16 protein-coding genes are annotated in these 18872 nt (G+C 73.5%); 11 read left to right on the forward strand and 5 right to left on the reverse strand.

The window, feature by feature from the left end:
* Positions 1-117: 117 nt before the first annotated feature.
* A complete protein-coding gene (locus IE109_RS16105; protein WP_189551559.1) occupies positions 118-1800 on the reverse strand; it encodes a thiamine pyrophosphate-binding protein in 1683 nt (560 codons plus the stop codon).
* Positions 1801-1905: 105 nt separating this feature from the next.
* Positions 1906-2898: an agmatinase gene (speB, locus tag IE109_RS16110; protein ID WP_189551560.1), complete on the reverse strand. Its 993-nt coding sequence runs from the start codon at positions 2896-2898 to the stop codon at positions 1906-1908.
* A 157-nt stretch (positions 2899-3055) separates the two neighbouring features.
* On the opposite strand from speB, the gene IE109_RS16115 reads away from it, so the two are divergent.
* Entirely contained in the window at positions 3056-4474 is a 1419-nt protein-coding gene (locus tag IE109_RS16115; RefSeq protein WP_229891101.1) for a PucR family transcriptional regulator, read from the forward strand.
* A 352-nt stretch (positions 4475-4826) separates the two neighbouring features.
* Here the strand turns inward: IE109_RS16115 and IE109_RS16120 are convergent, their stop codons facing one another.
* Positions 4827-5432: a hypothetical protein gene (locus IE109_RS16120; RefSeq protein WP_189551561.1), complete on the reverse strand. Its 606-nt coding sequence runs from the start codon at positions 5430-5432 to the stop codon at positions 4827-4829.
* Positions 5433-5599: 167 nt separating this feature from the next.
* Between IE109_RS16120 and IE109_RS16125 the strand changes: the two genes are divergently transcribed.
* The 4 genes from IE109_RS16125 to IE109_RS16140 all read left to right on the forward strand — a co-directional run bounded on the left by IE109_RS16125 (position 5600) and on the right by IE109_RS16140 (position 9412).
* On the forward strand, positions 5600-6769 hold the full coding sequence (locus IE109_RS16125; RefSeq protein WP_189551562.1) for a helix-turn-helix domain-containing protein: 1170 nt from the start codon (positions 5600-5602) through the stop codon (positions 6767-6769).
* A gap of 102 nt (positions 6770-6871) precedes the next feature.
* The gene (locus tag IE109_RS16130) at positions 6872-8029 is read left to right on the forward strand and encodes an acyl-CoA dehydrogenase family protein (RefSeq protein WP_189551563.1); all 1158 of its coding nucleotides are present in this window, start codon (positions 6872-6874) and stop codon (positions 8027-8029) included.
* 5 nt (positions 8030-8034) lie between these two features.
* Positions 8035-8919 carry an acyl-CoA thioesterase II gene (gene tesB / locus IE109_RS16135; RefSeq protein ID WP_189551564.1) on the forward strand — a complete coding sequence of 295 codons (885 nt, stop codon included), beginning with the start codon at positions 8035-8037 and terminating at the stop codon, positions 8917-8919.
* A 13-nt stretch (positions 8920-8932) separates the two neighbouring features.
* The gene (locus IE109_RS16140) at positions 8933-9412 is read left to right on the forward strand and encodes a hypothetical protein (protein ID WP_189551565.1); all 480 of its coding nucleotides are present in this window, start codon (positions 8933-8935) and stop codon (positions 9410-9412) included.
* 13 nt (positions 9413-9425) lie between these two features.
* Here the strand turns inward: IE109_RS16140 and IE109_RS16145 are convergent, their stop codons facing one another.
* Both IE109_RS16145 and IE109_RS16150 read right to left on the reverse strand, forming a co-directional pair.
* Positions 9426-10193, reverse strand: a complete 768-nt coding sequence (locus IE109_RS16145; RefSeq protein ID WP_189551566.1) for a phosphatase — start codon at positions 10191-10193, stop codon at positions 9426-9428.
* 38 nt (positions 10194-10231) lie between these two features.
* Positions 10232-10849, reverse strand: coding sequence for an SACE_7040 family transcriptional regulator (locus tag IE109_RS16150; RefSeq protein WP_189551567.1), 618 nt, complete (start codon positions 10847-10849; stop codon positions 10232-10234).
* 80 nt (positions 10850-10929) lie between these two features.
* On the opposite strand from IE109_RS16150, the gene IE109_RS16155 reads away from it, so the two are divergent.
* The 6 genes from IE109_RS16155 (at position 10930) to IE109_RS16180 (ending at position 18720) form a co-directional block, all read left to right on the forward strand.
* Positions 10930-12546, forward strand: a complete 1617-nt coding sequence (locus tag IE109_RS16155) for a carboxyl transferase domain-containing protein (protein ID WP_189551568.1) — start codon at positions 10930-10932, stop codon at positions 12544-12546.
* A 7-nt stretch (positions 12547-12553) separates the two neighbouring features.
* On the forward strand, positions 12554-14491 hold the full coding sequence (locus IE109_RS16160; protein WP_189551569.1) for an acetyl-CoA carboxylase biotin carboxylase subunit: 1938 nt from the start codon (positions 12554-12556) through the stop codon (positions 14489-14491).
* Complete coding sequence (locus IE109_RS16165) at positions 14488-15450, forward strand: hydroxymethylglutaryl-CoA lyase (protein ID WP_189551570.1); 963 nt, start codon at positions 14488-14490, stop codon at positions 15448-15450. Before IE109_RS16160 ends, IE109_RS16165 begins: the two co-directional genes overlap by 4 nt.
* Positions 15451-15453: 3 nt before the next feature.
* On the forward strand, positions 15454-16614 hold the full coding sequence (locus IE109_RS16170; protein ID WP_189551571.1) for an acyl-CoA dehydrogenase family protein: 1161 nt from the start codon (positions 15454-15456) through the stop codon (positions 16612-16614).
* A 179-nt stretch (positions 16615-16793) separates the two neighbouring features.
* Positions 16794-17837: an ABC transporter substrate-binding protein gene (locus IE109_RS16175; protein WP_189551572.1), complete on the forward strand. Its 1044-nt coding sequence runs from the start codon at positions 16794-16796 to the stop codon at positions 17835-17837.
* Between the two features lie 4 nt (positions 17838-17841).
* Positions 17842-18720, forward strand: a complete 879-nt coding sequence (locus tag IE109_RS16180; RefSeq protein ID WP_189551573.1) for a siderophore-interacting protein — start codon at positions 17842-17844, stop codon at positions 18718-18720.
* The last annotated feature ends 152 nt before the right edge of the window (positions 18721-18872 follow it).

The following is an 18872-nucleotide window of genomic DNA, read 5'->3' on the forward strand; positions in this document are numbered from 1 at the left end:
CGGCGGCGGGATATGGAAAGTCTGTTCACGCATTCGATGACTCGGCAGCGCGCGAAAAGTTGTACGCACGGGGCTCATCGGATCGATGAGCCCCGTGCGAAGTGCGTCACACGCGCGTCACCGGTGCGTCGGCGCGAACATCCTCAGCACGGCCGGCAGGACGACGACCGAAGGGCCGGGTTCGGCAAGGGACTTGGCGAGGTCCTCCCGCAGCGCCTCGGGGCTCGTGCGCAGAGCCGGGACGCCGAACGACTCGGCGAGCGCCACGAAGTCCGGGCGGCCCAGCTCGGTGCCGGTGGCCTCGCCGAACGCCTCGGTCATGTACTCGCGGAGGATGCCGTACCCGCCGTCGTCGACGATCAGCCAGGTGACGTTCAGCCCGTACTGCCGGGCCGTGGCCAGCTCGGCGATCCCGTACATGGCGCCGCCGTCGCCCGAGACGGCCAGCACCGGCGTGGAGGGGTCGGCCGCCGCCGCGCCGAGCGCCGCCGGGAAGGCGTAGCCGAGGCCGCCGGCGCCCTGGGCGGAGTGCATGGTGTTGGGGCGGCGCGCGTCGAAGGCGGACCAGGCCCAGTAGGTGAGGATCGTCATGTCCCAGAAACCGGGCGCCGCGTCCGGCAGGGCGTCGCGCACCGCGGCGAGGACCCGCTGCTCCAGGGCGAGGCCCTGGCCGTCGATGCGCTCCTGGACCCGGCCGAGGACGGCGCGCACCCGGTCGGCGGCGGCGGGGTCCTCGCGGGGCGGCACCGTCTCCAGGAGCGCGGACAGCGCCAGACGGGCGTCGGCGTGGACACCCAGGGCCGGGTGGTTGGCCTCCAGCTTGCCGAGGTCGGCCTCGATCTGGATGACCCGGCCGCGCGGGGCGAAGGTGTGGTAGTTCGAGGACAGCTCGCCGAGCCCCGAGCCGACCACCAGGAGTACGTCCGCGTCCTCCAGGAAGTCGGTGGTGTGCCGGTCCTCCAGCCACGACCGGAGCGACAGCGGATGCTCCCAGGGGAAGGCGCCCTTGCCTCCGAAGGTGGTGACGACGGGCGCGTCGATCCGCTCCGCCAGGGCCAGCAGCTTGCCGGACGCGTCGGAGCGCACGACGCCGCCGCCCGCGACGATCGCGGGCCGCTCGGCGTTCGCCAGCAGGTGCGCGGCGACGGCGGTCAGCTCGGGCCGGGGCGCGAGCTCCTCCGGGAAGGCGTCCACCGGCGTCACCACCGGCAGGGAGGCCGGTGCCGCCAGCACGTCCTGCGGGATCTCCACCCACACCGGACCGTGCGGCGCGGTCAGCGCGGACTCCCAGGCGGCGGCGATCGCGGACGGGATCTGCGACTGCGTGCGCACGGTGTGCACGGACTTGACGACGTCACGGAACGACGCCTGCTGGTCGCGCAGCTCGTGCAGGTGGCCGTGGCGCCCGCCGCCGAGCCCGGCCACCGGCACCTGGCCGGCGATCGCCAGCACGGGCGCGCTGGCGGCTGCCGCCTCCTGGAGCGCGGCCAGCGACATCAGGGCACCCGGACCGGCCGACAGCAGGAGCGGGGCGACCTCGCCGGTGACCCGGCCGTAGGCGTCGGCGGCGAACCCCGCGTTGCTCTCCACGCGCAGGCCCACGTACCGCAGCCTCGACCGGCGCAGCGCGTCGAAGACGGCGAGCACGTGCTGGCCGGGCAGCCCGAAGACCGTCGTGGCCCCCAGCCCGGCCAGTGTCTCGACGACGAGGTCCCCGCCGGTGCGCCCGGCCGGCGGGTCGAGCGCCGCCTCGGTCTGCGCAGCCGTGGGCCGCAGCACGAGGTCGTGGTCGTGGGTCACTGTTCTCCCCTTTTTCCCGAGGGCTCGGTTCGCCTCCGGGGCGCCTCAGGGCGCCCGGAGGGGCCACGCCCCACCACTCACCGTCGGCAGCCGCCCCCGCGCAGGTTACTTCGCGGACCGCTCCGCGCCCGAGGCGCGCTGGGCCGCGATCTGGCGGGACATGATCGTCGTCAGCTCGTACGCGGTGTGCGACGCGGCGACCGAGGTGATCTCGGCGTGGTCGTACGCCGGGGCGACCTCGACGACGTCGGCGGAGACCAGGTTGCAGGACGCCAGGCCGCGCAGGATCTCCAGCAGCTCGCGGGAGGTCATGCCGCCCGCCTCGGGGGTGCCGGTGCCGGGGGCGTGGGCCGGGTCGAGGCAGTCGATGTCGATGGAGATGTACAGCGGGCGGTCGCCGATGCGCTGGCGCAGCTGGTCGGCCACCTCGTCGGCGCCGCGCCGGTAGACGTCGGCCGAGGTGACGATGCCGAAGCCCATCTTCTCGTCGTCGGTCAGGTCCTGCTTGCCGTACAGCGGGCCGCGCGTGCCGACGTGGGACAGCGCCTCGGTGTCGAGGATGCCCTCCTCGACGGCGCGGCGGAACGGGGTGCCGTGGGTGTACTCGGCGCCGAAGTAGGTGTCCCAGGTGTCCAGGTGCGCGTCGAAGTGGAGCAGGGCGACCGGGCCGTGCTTCTTGGCGACCGAGCGCAGCAGCGGCAGGGCGATGGTGTGGTCGCCGCCCAGCGTCATCAGGCGGGCCCCGGTGCCGAGGAGGTCGTCGGCGGCGGCCTCGACCGTCTCGACGGCCTCGTTGATGTTGAACGGGTTCACGGCGATGTCGCCGCCGTCGGCGACCTGCGCGAGCGCGAAGGGGGACGCGTCCTGCGCCGGGTTGTAGGGGCGCAGGAGGCGGGACGCCTCGCGGATGGCGTTGCCGCCGAAGCGGGCGCCGGGACGGTAGGAGACGCCCGAGTCGAAGGGGACACCGACGACGGCGACGTCGGCGGTGCCGACCTCGTCGAGGCGCGGCAGCCGCGCGAACGTCGCCGGTCCGGCGTACCGCGGGACGCGGGACGAGTCGATGGGGCCGCGCGGCGTCTCGGGGGTGCTGCTCATGATCGGTTGGCCTTCTTTCGGTCGTCAGGTGCTGCTGTGTCCGGGTATGCGCTGCTTCGAGTGTGCATGGCCGGTCGGGACGACAGTAAGTGGCCGGGGCGCGGCACTGAAGTGTACGTTCCCTCCATTGTTCGCGCTTCGAATGGAGGAAGCGTCCATGACCCAGTCCGCCGCAGGACCGGTGCCCGCGCCCCCGGCGCCCCCGGTGCCGCTGAGCGCGCTGCTCTCCCGGGAGGACCTGGGTCTGCGGCTGCTCGCGGGGTCGCCCGGGACGGACGTGCACTGGGTGCACACCTCCGAGATGGCCGACCCCTATCCGTACCTGCTGGGCGGCGAGCTGCTGATGACGGCGGGCGTGCAGCTCACGGATCCCGAGCGGTACGTGGCGCGGGTCGCCGGGGCGGGCGCGGCGGCGCTCGGCTTCGGGGTGACACCGGTGTACGACACGGTGCCGGAGGGCCTGGTCGCGGCGTGCGTCCGGCACGGGCTGCCGCTGCTGGAGGTGCCGCCGAGGACGCCGTTCGCGGCGGTGGGGCGCGCGGTGTGGCGCCTGATGGCGGAGGCCCGGCACCGGGAGCTGCGCAGGGTGACGGACGCCCAGCAGGCGCTCGCCACCGCCGCGGCCCGCCCCGACCCGGTGCCCGCCGTGCTGCGGGCGCTGGCCTCCCGGCTCGCGGGGCGGGCCGCGCTGTACGCGCCGGACGGCTCGGAGCGGGCGGCGGCCGGCCGGCCCGTGGACCCCGCGGCCCTGGAGGCCCTGGCCCGCCTGGTGCGGGTGCTGCGCACCGGCGGTCACCCCGCCTCGGCGGCCGACACCGTGGACGGCGCCCACCTCGCCGCGTACGCCCTCGGCGGCGGCCGGGGCCTCGCGCTGGGCGTCGCGTCGGGGCACCGGGAGGCGGGCGACCACACGATCGCGGGCGTCGCGGTGGTCCTGCTGTCACTGCTCACCGCCCCGCACCAGGGCGCCGACGAGGCCACGCGTTCCGCGGCGCTGGTCCGGCTGCTGCTGGGCGCCGCCCCCGCCGACGTCGCCCCGCTCCTCGGGGACGCCCCGTGGACCGTGGTGCACGCGCGCGGTGAGGGCGCCCCGCCGCACGGCCCGCCGCCGCTGGGCACGCCGCTGGTGGACGCGCGGGAGGGCACCGTACGGGCGCTGCTGCCCGCCGGCCGGGACATCGCCCCGCATCCGGGCTGGACCCTCGGGGTCAGCGCCCCGGCGGCCCCCGACGGGCTGGGCGCGGCGGACCTCCAGGCCGCCCGCGCCCTGCGCCGCGCCGGGGCGGCGCACCTGCCGCTCGCCCGGCACCGCTCCGGCGGCATCGGCGCCCTGCTGGACCCGGACGAGGCCGCCGCGTACGCCCGCGCGCTCCTCGCCCCGCTGCCGGAGCCCCTGACCGAGACCCTGCGCACCTGGCTGTCCCTGCACGGCAGCTGGGACCGGACGGCCACGGCGCTGGGCGTGCACCGCAACACGGTCCGGCAGCGGATCGCCCGGTGCGCGGCGCTGCTGGGCACGGACCTGGACGACGCGGAGGTGCGGATGGAGCTGTGGTTCGCGCTGCGGTGGTTGTAGCCCCCGCCGGAAGCAGGACGCGAGCAGTGCGTCAGGGAGGCGCCCCACGGGCCCTGCGCGCTGTCCCCAGCGCGGTCCGGTCGGTGCCGTCGTACGAAGTCCAGCGAACCTGAGGGTTCCGCACCGCACCACGCAGGTCGGTCATGGCGGCGAGGACGTTCGACGTGCCCGAGGCGTTCGCCCCGAACGTCAGCCGGCTCGTCGCGCGGTGACCGCACATTGGCCGTGCGGAATCCCAGCAGCATGCCGGCCCCTCTCCGCCGCCGGCGTAGTAGGTGGGCACGACAGCGGCGCGGCCAGGTTCGGGCCGCGCCGCTGTCGATCCGTGGTGGGCCCTTGGGGAGCCCCCGGGTCAGTGGAGCTTGTTGACGGCGGTCTTCGTCGTGGTGCGGAAGGCGGTCAGCGGGGCGTCCTCGAGGTCGCCCATCTGGCCCCAGCGGACAAGGGTGACGGTGCGGCCGTCGCGGCCGACGGAGAACAGGTGGATGTCGTTGATGCCGATCTGCGGGTCGGCGGTGTCCAGGCTGTAGACCCAGGCGCCCTCCTCGACGGCGAGCTTGCCGTGGGAGGCGCTGAGGGCCTGCAGACCCGGGTTCTGCTGCTCCAGCAGGGGGCCGCAGCCGGCGAGGGCCTTGCGGAGGGTGTCGACCAGCTTCACGGCGTCGGCCTCGGTGCGGGCGACGGTGGTGACCTGGACGCCGTTGGTGTCCAGCTCGGTGCTGAACTCGCGGTAGCGGGTGTTCTGCGCCGGGATCTTGTACGGGGCGCAGAGGACGCCGCCGTTCTCCGGGACGCCGGTGAAGACCTGAGTGGCGGTCCACGGCGTCGACGACGGCGGCATCTGGGAGGCGTCGAGGAACGCGGGCTGGGCGGCGGCCTGCGCCGGGGCCGTGGCGAGGGCCGCGAGGCCCAGGGCGGCAGCGGCGGCGGTGGCGAGTGCGGTACGGAGCTTGTTCATGGTGGTGGATCCCCCGTCGGGTCTTTCGTTCGGTCGGTGCTCAACCAGCGTGGGGCCGGCGCCCGCCGCCTGCAACGATCAAGCGCCCACCATCCGTCCCGGAACCATTCCACCCCCGCTGACGTGCAAGGACGTGAAGGGTGGGACATGTGATCAAGGGGGATGGAATGCCGAAGGACGCCGCCGTCGAGGAGTTCGCGGGGCTCGTGCGCGCGCTCAAGGCGCGGGACGGGAGGAGTTACGAGGCGCTGGGCCGGCGGCTGAGCGTCAGCGCGTCCACCCTCCACCGCTACTGCTCCGGCGCGACCGTCCCGGAGGAGTTCGCCGTGGTCGGCCGCCTCGCCCTGCTGTGCGGTGCGGACGAGGAGGAACGGCGGGCCCTGGAGGCGGCCTGGACGGAGGCGGACCGCGCCCGCCGCCGAGCGGCCTCGCCCGTGCCCTCGCCTGCGCCTGTGCCGGCCGCGCCGGAACCGCACCCGGAACCGTCCGCGCCGGAACCGGGCCCCGCCCCGGCCCCGACCGCGCCGGAAGCGCCCCGCGTCCGCCCCCGTCGTGGCGCCCCCGCTCCCCTCCTCGTCGCCGCCGCCGTCGCCCTCGTCGTGCTCGCCCTCGCCGCCGCCCTGCTCGGCCGGCCCACCCGTACGCCTTCCGCTCCCGCTTCCACCCCTCCGGGGCGGGCCGCGGCCCCCCTCCCCTTCACCTGGACCATCGGCTCCGAGCTCTGGCAGGGCGGCTGCGGGCACACCTACCTCGTGGACCGGGCCCCCCGCGCGGTCGCCCCGCCGCCGGTCGCGGCCGACTCCGGGGCATGGGCCGGGAAACACGGTGCCGTGCACGGCGGGGAGGCGCTGGTGCGGATCACGCTCCAGGGCCGGTCGCCGTCCGACGCCGTCGTGCTCCAGGCCCTGCACGTGCGCGTGGTCGACCGGGCCGCGCCGCTGCCGTGGAACGCGTACCGGATGGACAACGGGTGCGGCGGCGCCGTCACCCCGCGCCACTTCGCCGTGGACCTCGACCGGCCGCGCCCGCTCGCGAGGCCCGTCGACGGCCTTGACGCCTCCGGCGCCGAGGTCCGGAGGATCCCGGCCGTCTCCTTCCCGTACAAGGTCACCTCCTCCGACCCCGAGGTCCTCCTCGTCTCCGCCCGGACGGCGGGCTGCGACTGCCGCTGGTACCTGGAGCTGGAGTGGAGCGCCGGGGGCCGTTCGGGGACGGTGCGGATCACGGACGGCGGAAAGCCGTTCCGCACGAGCGGGACCAAAGGGAGGCCGACGTACCTGTACGACTCCGCCGAAGGGCGCTGGATCACAGACGCGGAGTCTGGACAGACCGGGTGACCGATGAGTAACTTCGACTGACACAGGCTGAGCAAGCGCTTAGCCGGATGCGGCACAACCGCAGCGAACGACCGTAGCCAGCGACACCACGAGGAGGCGTCCGTGCGCCGTACCGTTTTCAACGAGGACCACGAGGCGTTCCGGGAGACCATCCGCGCCTTCATCGAGGCCGAGGTCGTCCCCGTCTACGACGAGTGGTTCGCGGCCGGTCAGGCGCCGCGCGACTTCTACTACAAGCTCGGCGAGCTGGGCGTCTTCGGCATCAACGTGCCCGAGGAATTCGGCGGCGCGGGTCTGGACACCCACAAGTTCGAGGCCGTCCTGTACGAGGAGACCGCCCGCGCGGGCGTCCAGTTCGGCGGCTCCGGCGTGCACGTGCTGCTGGCTCTGCCGTACCTCAAGATGCTCGCCACGGACGAGCAGAAGAAGCGCTACCTGCCGAAGTTCGTCTCCGGCGAGGAGATGTGGGCGCTGGCGATGACCGAGCCGGGCACCGGCTCCGACGTCGCGGGCATGAAGACCACCGCCAAGCTCTCCGAGGACGGCACGCACTACGTCCTCAACGGCGCCAAGACCTTCATCACCGGCGGTGTGCACGCGGACCGCGTGATCGTCTGCGCCCGCACCTCCGCCCCCACCGCCGAGGACCGCCGCTTCGGCATCTCGCTCTTCGCGGTGGACACCAGGTCCGAGGGCTACTCCATCGGCCGCAAGCTGGACAAGCTGGGCCTGCGCACCTCCGACACCGCCGAGCTGGCCTTCGTCGACGTCAAGGTGCCGGTCGAGGACCTCCTCGGCGAGGAGGGCAAGGGCTTCTCCTACCTCGGCCACAACCTGGCCTCCGAGCGCTGGGGCATCGCCTTCGGCGCCTACGCGCAGGCCGCGGCGGCGATCCGGTTCGCGCAGCAGTACGTGACCGACCGCACGGTCTTCGGCAAGCCGGTCGCCCACTTCCAGAACACCAAGTTCGAGCTGGCCGCCTGCCAGGCCGAGGTCGACGCCGCCCAGGCCGTCGCCGACCGCGCCCTGGAGGCCCTGGACGCGGGCGAGCTGACCCCGGCCGAGGCCGCCAGCGCCAAGCTGTTCTGCACCGAGGTCGCCCACCGCGTGATCGACCGCTGCCTCCAGCTGCACGGCGGCTACGGCTACATGAACGAGTACCCGATCGCCCGCCTGTACGCGGACAACCGCGTCAACCGCATCTACGGCGGCACCAGCGAGATCATGAAGACGATCATCGCGAAGTCGATGGGCCTGTAGCACCTGTGACCGAAAGCGCGAAGCCGCTGGACGACCTGCTCGATCTGCTCGACCTGGAGCGGATCGAGCAGGACATCTTCCGGGGCGAGTCCCGCTCGGCGATCGTCCCGCGCGTCTTCGGCGGGCAGGTCGCCGCGCAGGCGCTGGTGGCGGCCGGCCGGACCGTTCCCGAGGACCGGCACGCCCACTCCCTGCACGCGTACTTCCTGCGCCCCGGCGACCCCGGCGCGCCGATCGTCTACACCGTGGACCGCATCCGCGACGGGCGGTCGTTCACCACGCGCCGGGTCGTCGCCGTGCAGCACGGGCATCCGATCTTCCACCTGTCGGCGTCGTTCCAGGCGTACGAGGAGGGTCTGGAGCACCAGGCGGACATGCCGCCCGCCCCGGCTCCGGAGACGCTGCCGACGGCCGCCGAGCTCCTCCCCCGGTACGCGGACCGGTTCGCCCACCCCGACACCGTGGACCGCTTCCTGGAGGCCCGGGGCGCGGTCGACCTGCGGTACGTCGAGGAGCCGCCGTTCGGCACGGCGGGCACGGCCCGGGAGCCCCGCTCCCAGGTGTGGTTCCGCACCAACGGCAAGCTCGCCGACGACCCCCTGCTGCACGTGTGCCTGGCGACGTACGTCTCCGACATGACGCTGCTCGACTCGGTGCTCCTCGCCCACGGGCGCGGCGGCTGGGCGGTCGGCGACGTGGTCGGCGCCTCGCTCGACCACGCCATGTGGTTCCACCGCCCCTTCCGGGCGGACGAGTGGCTGCTGTACGACCAGGAGTCGCCGTCGTCCTCGGGCGGCCGGGGCCTGGGCCAGGCCCGGATCTACACGCAGGACGGCCGGCTGGCGATCTCCGTCATCCAGGAGGGCGTGGTGCGCGTCCCGCGCGGGTGATTTCCTTGGCGTCATGGAGACGTTGACGGGGGGAACGGCCCTGGCGCTGGCGGGTGTCCTGCTGGGAACGCTGGGCACGCTCATAGGCCAGCACCTGGCGACCCGGGTCGAGAGCCGGCGGCACCAGTGGGAGCGGGCCGCCACCGAACGCGCGGAGCGCAAGGCGGCCATCATGGACTTCCTCGGCTCGGCCCAGCGGATCGAGCTGGTGCTGGACCGGAGGACCCTGGGGCCGGCGGAACCGTGCGGCGCCGACGAGGAGGCGCTGCACGAACTCTGGCTGGCGAAGAAGTCCGTCGAACTGGTCTGCGGCCACGAGACGGCGCAGGCCGCGCAGGACTACGCGGAGGCGCTGCACATCCGCGTGCGCAACGGCGCCGCGGACGCGCCGCGGTCCGCCAAACGGGAACGGCGGCACGCCTTCATGGAGGCGGCGCGCGGCGAGCTGGGCAGCGGGGGCACCCGGCTGAAGCGCCGGGGAGCCACCCGCTGAGGCGCCGCACCCGTCAGAGCAGCCCGGCCGCGTCCAGCAGGTACGCCGTCATCGGCTCGTAGAAGCGCGGGTCGACGACATGGTCGTCGAGCGGGACCGTGACCTGGAGGGTGCCCTCCGCCTCGCCGATGAACAGGGCCGGGTCGTTGCAGTCGGCGTACCCGATGGAGTCGATGCCCCGCTGGCCGGCGCGGCCCGCCCAGCCGTGGTCGGCCACGACGAGGTCGGGCTGGACGTCCAGGCGGTCGAGGACGGCGTTCATCGGCTCCGGCGAGTGGGTGTGCCACAGGCTCGCGCCGCGCTCGAAGACCGCCACGTCCGCGAACTGCACGACGTACCCCTCGTCCGCCACGAGCCCGCCGGGGATGCGCACGATGTCGCACCCGGCAGCGCGCAGCGCGGCGGCGGTGCCGCTGTGCACGTCCAGCAGCGCCCCGGGGTGCCCGGTGGCGAACAGCACCCGCTGCCTCCCCGCGGCGGCCTTGCGCAGCCGCGCGGCCATCCGGTCCAGGGCGTCGACGGTCAGCTCGGGGTCGATGGTGTCCTGTCCGGCCCGGTGCGCCGGGTCGTCGTTCACCCCGCAGCGCTCCGCCATCACGGCGAGCACGTCCTGCTCGTCGGTCCACCGGTCGCCCAGCTCCAGGCCGAGCCAGTAGTGGCGGTCGCCGTTCGCCAGCTTGCGGTAGTGGGAGAGGTTGTTGTCGCGGGGCGTCGCGACGTTTCCGGCGATACGGGTGCGGAGGAGGTGCTCGACGAGGGCGGCGCGGCTGGGTATCGGCATGGCTCCATTGTGCCGCCCCGCCACCCTCGGTGGCGGCGTCATTCCGCCCCGTGGACGTGCCGGGCCTCGCCGGCGCCCGAGGCGGCCAGCGAGCCGAACGCCCCTTGCGCCAGACGGCGCAACAGGGACTCCATGGCGGTACGGCCGAGCAGCCCGATGTGCGGGGTGGAGTTGAGCAGGCCGAAGACGGCGTGGACGGTGGCCCGCGCCTCCGCCTCCGGGGGCGCCGGGTACAGCTCGCGGACGGCGGTGACCCACAGCTCGACGTACTGGCGCTGGAGCTGGCGCACCCTCTTCCGGTCGCTCTCCCGCAGGCGGTCCAGTTCGCGGTCGTGCAGGGTGATCAGGGGGCGGTCGTCGAGCGCGAAGTCGATGTGCCCGTCGATGAGCGAGCCGAGCAGCGCCTCGGGGTCGCCCGCCGCCTCCCGCACGCGTCGCCGGCCGCCGTCGAGGAGCCGTTCGCTGATGCCTACCAGCAGCTCGGCGAGCATGGCGTCCTTGCCGGGGAAGTGCCGGTAGAGGCCGGGGCCGCTGATGCCGACGGCGGCTCCTATCTCGTCGACGCCCACGCCGTGGAAGCCGCGCTCGGCGAAGAGGCGGGCGGCCTCCTTGAGGATCTGTTCGCGGCGCGTCGGGGCGTCGGTCCTGGTGCTCATGGATCGATTCTAGACAAGGCGGTTAGCGGTCGTTAACCTGTGGGGCATACGTTAACGCTCATTAACCTGGGGGCGACACGATGCAACAGGCACCGGTGCTGTCGAGCGCGGCGGATCCCGCGTCCGCGGCCTGGCAGGCCAACGAGGCGGCGCACCACGAGCTGGCCGGCGAACTCCGCGCCCGGCTGGCCGCCGCCCGGCTCGGGGGCGGTGAGAAGGCCCGTGCCCGGCACACCGCGCGCGGCAAGCTGCTGCCGCGCGACCGCGTCGACACCCTCCTGGACCCCGGCTCTCCGTTCCTGGAGCTGGCCCCGCTGGCGGCCGAGGGGATGTACGACGGCCAGGCGCCCGCCGCCGGGGTGATCGCCGGGGTGGGCCGGGTCGCCGGCCGCGAGGTGGTCGTCGTGGCGAACGACGCGACCGTCAAGGGCGGCACGTACTACCCGATGACGGTCAAGAAGCACCTGCGCGCCCAGGAGGTGGCCCTGGAGAACCGCCTCCCGTGCCTCTACCTCGTCGACTCCGGCGGCGCGTTCCTGCCCAGGCAGGACGAGGTGTTCCCCGACCGGGAGCACTTCGGGCGGATCTTCTACAACCAGGCCCGCATGTCCGGCGCGGGCATCCCGCAGATCGCCGCCGTCCTCGGCTCGTGCACGGCCGGCGGGGCGTACGTCCCGGCGATGAGCGACGAGGCCGTGATCGTGCGCAACCAGGGCACGATCTTCCTGGGCGGTCCGCCGCTGGTGAAGGCGGCGACCGGCGAGGTCGTCACCGCCGAGGAGCTGGGCGGCGGCGAGGTCCACTCCCGTACGTCCGGCGTCACCGACCACCTCGCCGAGGACGACGCCCACGCGCTGCGCATCGTGCGCAACATCGTGGCGACGCTCCCCGCCCGCGGCCCGCTGCCCTGGCCGGTGGAGCCCGTCGAGGAGCCAAAGGTAGACCCGGCGGGGCTGTACGGCGCGGTGCCGGTCGACTCGCGCACGCCCTACGACGCCCGCGAGATCGTCGCGCGGATCGTGGACGGGTCCCGGTTCCAGGAGTTCAAGGCGGAGTTCGGGCAGACCCTGGTCACCGGCTTCGCCCGGATCCACGGCCACCCGGTGGGGATCGTCGCCAACAACGGCATCCTGTTCGCCGAGTCGGCCCAGAAGGGCGCCCACTTCATCGAGCTGTGCGACCAGCGCGGTATCCCGCTGCTGTTCCTCCAGAACATCTCCGGCTTCATGGTCGGCCGGGACTACGAGGCGGGCGGCATCGCCAAGCACGGCGCCAAGATGGTCACCGCCGTCGCCTGCACGCGCGTACCGAAGCTGACGGTCGTCGTCGGCGGTTCGTACGGCGCGGGCAACTACTCCATGTGCGGCCGGGCCTACAGCCCCCGCTTCCTGTGGATGTGGCCCAACGCCAAGATCTCCGTCATGGGCGGCGAGCAGGCCGCCTCCGTCCTGGCCACGGTCAAGCGCGACCAGATCGAGGCGCGCGGGGAGTCCTGGTCCGCCGAGGACGAGGAGGCGTTCAAGGACCCGATCCGCGCCCAGTACGAACAGCAGGGCAACGCCTACTACGCGACGGCCCGGCTCTGGGACGACGGCGTGATCGACCCGCTGGAGACCCGCCAGGTGCTGGGTCTGGCCCTGACCGCATGTGCCAACGCCCCGCTGGGTGAGCCCGGCTTCGGCGTCTTCCGGATGTGAGGGACTGATGTTCACGACTGTTCTTGTCGCCAACCGGGGCGAGATCGCGGTCCGCGTCATCCGTACGCTGCGGGCCCTCGGCATCCGCTCGGTCGCCGTCTTCAGCGACGCGGACGCCGACGCCCGTCACGTACGGGAGGCGGACACGGCGGTACGGATCGGGCCGCCCGCCGCCACCGAGAGCTACCTGCGGGTCGACCGGCTGCTGGAGGCGGCGGAGCGGACCGGCGCCGAGGCCGTCCACCCGGGGTACGGCTTCCTGGCCGAGAACGCCGCCTTCGCGCAGGCGTGCGAGGACGCCGGTCTGGTCTTCATCGGGCCGCCGGCCTCCGCGATCGCCCTCATGGGCGACAAGATCCGCGCCAAGGAGACGGTGAAGGCGGCCGGTGTGCCGGTCGTGCCCGGTTCCTCCGGCAGCGGGCTGACCGACGACGAACTGGCGGCGGCGGCCCGGGAGATCGGCATGCCGGTGCTGCTGAAGCCCTCGGCGGGCGGCGGCGGCAAGGGCATGCGCCTCACCCGCGCCGAGTCGGCCCTGATGGAGGAGATCGCCGCCGCCCGGCGCGAGGCGCGGGCGTCGTTCGGCGACGACACCCTGCTGGTGGAGCGGTGGATCGACCGGCCCCGGCACATCGAGATCCAGGTGCTGGCCGACGGACACGGCAACGTCGTCCACCTCGGCGAGCGCGAGTGCTCCCTCCAGCGCCGCCACCAGAAGATCATCGAGGAGGCCCCCTCCGTCCTGCTGGACGACAGGACCCGCGCGGCGATGGGCGAGGCGGCCGTACAGGCGGCCCGTTCGTGCGGCTACCGGGGCGCGGGGACGGTGGAGTTCATCGTCCCGGGCGGTGACCCCTCCGCCCACTACTTCATGGAGATGAACACCCGGCTCCAGGTCGAGCACCCGGTCACCGAGCTGATCACGGGCGTGGACCTGGTGGAGTGGCAGCTGCGGGTGGCCGCCGGGGAGCCGCTCGGCTTCACCCAGGACGACATCACGCTCACCGGCCACTCCATCGAGGCCCGCCTCTGCGCGGAGGACCCCTCCCGGGGCTTCCTGCCCTCGGGCGGCACGGTCCTGGCGCTGGCCGAGCCCTCGGGCGTCGGGGTGCGGACCGACTCGGGGCTGAGCGAGGGCACCGAGGTGTCCAGCCTGTACGACCCGATGCTGGCGAAGGTCGTCGTCCACGGGCCCGACCGCCCCACCGCGCTGCGCAGGCTCCGGGCCGCCCTCGCCGGCACGGTCACCCTCGGCGTCCCGACCAACGCCGGCTTCCTGCGGCGGCTCCTCGCCCACCCGGACGTCGTCTCGGGCGACCTGGACACCGGCCTGGTGGAGCGGGACGTGGACGGCCTGGTCCCGCGCGGCGTGCCCGAGGAGGTGTACGAGGCCGCGGCGGCGGTGCGCGAGCACGGGCTGCGGCCCCGGCCGGACGCCGGCGGCTGGACGGACCCGTTCTCGGTACCCAGCGGGTGGCGGCTCGGCGGCGAACCGGCGCCCCTGACGCACTGGCTGCGCGTACCGGGCCAGGAGCCCGTCGCCCACCGGACCCGGGGGCACGCGCGCGTGACCGACGACCGGGTCACGGTCACCGTGGACGGCGTCACCCACACCTTCCACCGCGCCGGGACGTGGCTCGGCCGGGACGGCGACAGCTGGAACGTCCTGGACCACGACCCGGTGGAGGCCTCGCTCGGCCGGGCCGCGCACGGCGGCGCCGACTCCCTCACCGCGCCCATGCCCGGAACGGTCACCGTCGTGAAGGTGGCCGTCGGGGACGAGGTGACGGCCGGCCAGGGCCTCGTCGTCGTCGAGGCGATGAAGATGGAGCACGTCATCTCCGCCCCTCACGACGGCACCGTCACCGAGCTGGACGTCACGCCCGGCACCACCGTCGCCATGGACCAGGTGCTGGCCGTCGTGGCCCCGAAGGAGGAGCGATGACCACCGCACCCGCCGGTCTCCCCATGACCGTGCCCGAGGACGGGCTGCCCGCCCGTGTGCGGATCCACGAGGTCGGCGCGCGCGACGGGCTCCAGAACGAGCAGGGCGTCGTCCCCACCGAGGTGAAGGCGGAGTTCGTCCGGCGCCTGGCCGGCGCGGGGCTGACCACGATCGAGGCGACCAGCTTCGTCCACCCCAAGTGGGTGCCCCAGCTCGCCGACGCCGAGCGGCTGTTCCCGCTCGTCAGGGACCTGGAAGGGGTGCGCCTGCCGGTCCTGGTGCCCAACGAGCGGGGACTGGACCGGGCGCTGGCGCTCGGGGCGCGTGAGGTGGCGGTGTTCGCCAGCGCCACCGAGTCGTTCGCGAAGGCCAACCTGAACCGCACCGTCGACGAGGCGCTCGCCATGTTCGCCCCGGTCGTCACCCGCGCCGTCGAGCACGGCCTCACCGTGCGCGGCTACCTGTCCATGTGCTTCGGCGACCCCTGGGAGGGTCCCGTCCCGGTCGACCAGGTCGTCGCCGTCTGCCGGCGCCTGAAGGACATGGGCTGCGACGAGCTGAGCCTGGGCGACACCATCGGCGTGGCCACCCCCGGCCATGTGGGGCGGCTCCTGACCGCCCTGAACGAGGCGGGCGTGCCGACGGACACCCTGGCCGTGCACTTCCACGACACCTACGGCCAGGCGCTCGCCAACACCCTCACCGCCCTCCGGCACGGCGTCACCACGGTCGACGCCTCCGCCGGCGGGCTGGGCGGATGCCCCTACGCCAAGTCCGCGACCGGCAACCTCGCCACCGAAGACCTCGTGTGGATGCTCCACGGCCTCGGCATCGACACCGGGGTCGACCTCGGCCGGCTCACCGCCACGAGCGTGTGGCTGGCCGGACAACTGGGTCGTCCCAGCCCGTCCCGCACCGTCCGCGCCCTCGCCGGCGCGGCCTCCCACAAGGAGTCCTGAGTCATGCCCCTGGACCACCGGCTCTCCCCGGAACACGAGGAACTGCGCCGCACCGTGGAGGAGTTCGCCCACGACGTGGTCGCTCCCAAGATCGGCGACTTCTACGAGCGCCACGAGTTCCCGTACGAGATCGTCCGCGAGATGGGCCGGATGGGCCTGTTCGGCCTGCCCTTCCCGGAGGAGTACGGCGGCATGGGCGGCGACTACCTCGCCCTGGGCATCGCCCTGGAGGAGCTGGCCCGGGTGGACTCCTCCGTGGCCATCACTCTGGAGGCGGGCGTCTCGCTCGGCGCGATGCCGGTCTACCGCTTCGGCACCGAGGAGCAGAAGCGCGAGTGGCTGCCGCGCATGTGCGCCGGCGAGATCCTGGGCGCGTTCGGGCTGACCGAGCCGGGCGCCGGATCGGACGCGGGCGGCACCCGCACCACCGCCGTGCGCGACGGCGACGAATGGGTCATCAACGGCTCCAAGTGCTTCATCACCAACTCCGGTACGGACATCACCGGCCTGGTCACGGTCACCGCGGTCACCGGCCGCAAGGACGACGGCCGCCCGCTGATCTCCTCCATCATCGTTCCGTCCGGCACCCCCGGTTTCACGGTCGCCGCGCCCTACTCGAAGGTGGGCTGGAACGCCTCGGACACCCGTGAGCTGGCGTTCTCCGACGTCCGGGTCCCGGTGTCCAACCTGCTGGGCGAGGAGGGCCGGGGGTACGCCCAGTTCCTGCGCATCCTCGACGAGGGCCGGATCGCCATCTCGGCGCTCGCGACGGGCCTGGCGCAGGGGTGCGTGGACGAGTCGGTGAAGTACGCCAAGGAGCGGCACGCCTTCGGGCGGCCGATCGGCGACAACCAGGCGGTCCAGTTCAAGATCGCCGACATGGAGATGCGGGCGCACATGGCCCGGATCGGCTGGCGCGACGCGGCCTCCCGCCTGGTGAGCGGCGAGCCGTTCAAGAAGGAGGCGGCGCTGGCGAAGCTGTACTCGTCGACGGTGGCCGTCGACAACGCGCGTGAGGCGACCCAGATCCACGGCGGCTACGGCTTCATGAACGAGTATCCGGTGGCCAGGATGTGGCGGGACTCCAAGATCCTGGAGATCGGTGAGGGCACCAGTGAGGTCCAGCGCATGCTGATCGCGCGGGAGTTGGGCCTGTCCGCCTGACCGGCGCCGTACGACGCGGCCGCCACCGCCCGCCGGTGGCGGCCCTGCCGTGTCCGGCCCCCCGGCGCACCGTGGCCCATCGCACACCGGGGCACCCTCTGGACAACGCGTGAGGTTAGGCTAACCTACCCTCGAACTTGCCCAGTGGCCGAATACGGCCGTACGAAAGCGACTCCGCCATGCCCAGCACCGCCCGAGCCACTCATCTCACCCGTCGGGGCCTGCTCGCCGCGGGCGGCGCCCTCGGGCTCGGCGCCGCGCTCGTGGCGTGCGGTGGCGGAAAGGACGACAAGGGCTCCACCCAGGCCGCCGAGAAGTCCGGCCCCTGGAAGTTCACCGACGACCGCGACAAGGCCGTCGAGCTGAAGGTCGTACCGAAGAACATCGTCGCCTTCATCGGCACGGCCGCCGCGCTGCACGACTACGGCATCGAGGTCAAGGGCGTATTCGGCCCGACGACCGTCAAGGACCCGAAGACCGGCAAGGACAAGGCGGACATCCAGGCCGGCGACCTCGACGTGACCAAGGTGAAGAACCTCGGCAACGTCTGGGGCACCTTCAACATCGAGGAGTACCTGAAGCTCGAGCCCGAGCTGCTGGTCTCGGCGATGTGGGACAAGGACGTCCTGTGGTACCTCCCGCCGCAGTCCCACGACAAGATCGTCAAGCTGGCCCCGACCGTCGCGCTGTGGGCCGCCAACACCACAATGCCGAAGGCCCTGGCCCGTCACGCGGAGCTGGCCGAGTCGCTGGGCGCGGACCTGAAGGACAAGAAGACGGTCGCCGCCAAGGCCCGCTTCGAGAAGGCCGCCGGCCGGCTGCGCGCCGCCGCCAAGGCACGGCCCGAGATCCGCGTCATGATCGGCTCGGCCAGCGCGGAGCTGTTCTACGTCTCGCTCGCCAAGATGTCCGCGGACACCGCGTACTTCGAGGAGCTGGGCGTCAAGTTCGTCAAGCCGAAGGTGAACGCCCAGGGCTACTTCGAGGAGCTCAGCTGGGAGAACCTCGACAAGTACCCGGCCGACGTCATCATGATGGACAACCGCAGCCAGGCCATCCAGCCGGGCGACCTGAAGTCCAAGCCGACCTGGACCCAGCTCCCCGCCGTCAAGGCCGGCCAGGTGATCCCGCGCTTCACCGAGCCGATCTACTCCTACGACAAGTGCGCCGTCCTCCTGGAGGACCTCGCCGAGGCGATCGAGAACGCCAAGAAGGTGGCCTGACCCGATGACGACCGCCGAGACCGCCACGCCCGCCGTCCCGTTCGCGTTCTTCGCCCTGAAGGTGGTGCGGACGCGGCGGCTCGGCCCGTCGCTGGTGCGCGTCACCTTCACCGGGGCCACCGACGACGGGCTGGAGGGCTTCGCCTCCGGCGGACACGACCAGAGCCTGTCGCTGTTCCTGCCGCACCCGGGCCAGCCCGAGCCGGTCATGCCGCCCGTGGTGGACGGGGACCTGTACGGCGCGCTCGGCGCGTGGCGGGCCATGCCGGACGACGTGCGGGCGGTGATGCGCTCGTACACCGTGCGCGAGCAGCGGCGCACCGCCGACGGGACGACCGAGGTCGACATCGACTTCGCCCTCCACGAGGACGGCGGGCCGGCGTGCCGCTGGGCCCAGCGGGCCTCGGAGGGCGACCGGGTGGCCGTCCTCGGGCCGGCCGTCGCCGACAACACCGGAGTGCGTTTCCGGCCGCCCCGGGACGCGGACGAGGTGCTGATCTGGGGCGACGAGACGGCGCTGCCCGCCGCCTCGTCGATCCTGGAGTCGCTGCCGGCCGGGACGCGGGCGCAGGTGTGGCTGGACGTCCCGTACGCCGCCGACCGGCTGGAGCTGCGGACCGAGGCGGACGCGACCGTCACCTGGCTGGTCCGGGAGGAGGGCGCGCCCGCCGCCGTCGACGCGGTGCGTGCCGCCACGCTGTCCGGCACGGCTCCGTACGCCTGGATCGCGGGCGAGGCGGGGTCGGTCAAGGCGCTGCGCCGCCACCTGGTGAACGAGCGCGGGATCGACCGCCGGCGGGTCACGTTCGTCGGCTACTGGCGCAAGGGCCTGAGCGAGGACGCGCTCCGGGAGGCCCCGGACCAGACCGAGGACGAGTCCTAGGGCGTGTTCGCCCGTGACGACTGCGGCGGGCCGCGGTCGGGGCGCCCGTCCGGACGGCCTCGTGGCACCGCGCCACGGGGCCGTCCGGACGTCCTCCGCGGCTCGCGTCCCCTGCCCAGGGGCATGGGGCCGGGGCGCAACGGCCGGGCTGG

The organism is Streptomyces lavendofoliae (genome assembly GCF_014649735.1).
GTDB classification, from domain to species: domain Bacteria; phylum Actinomycetota; class Actinomycetes; order Streptomycetales; family Streptomycetaceae; genus Streptomyces; species Streptomyces lavendofoliae.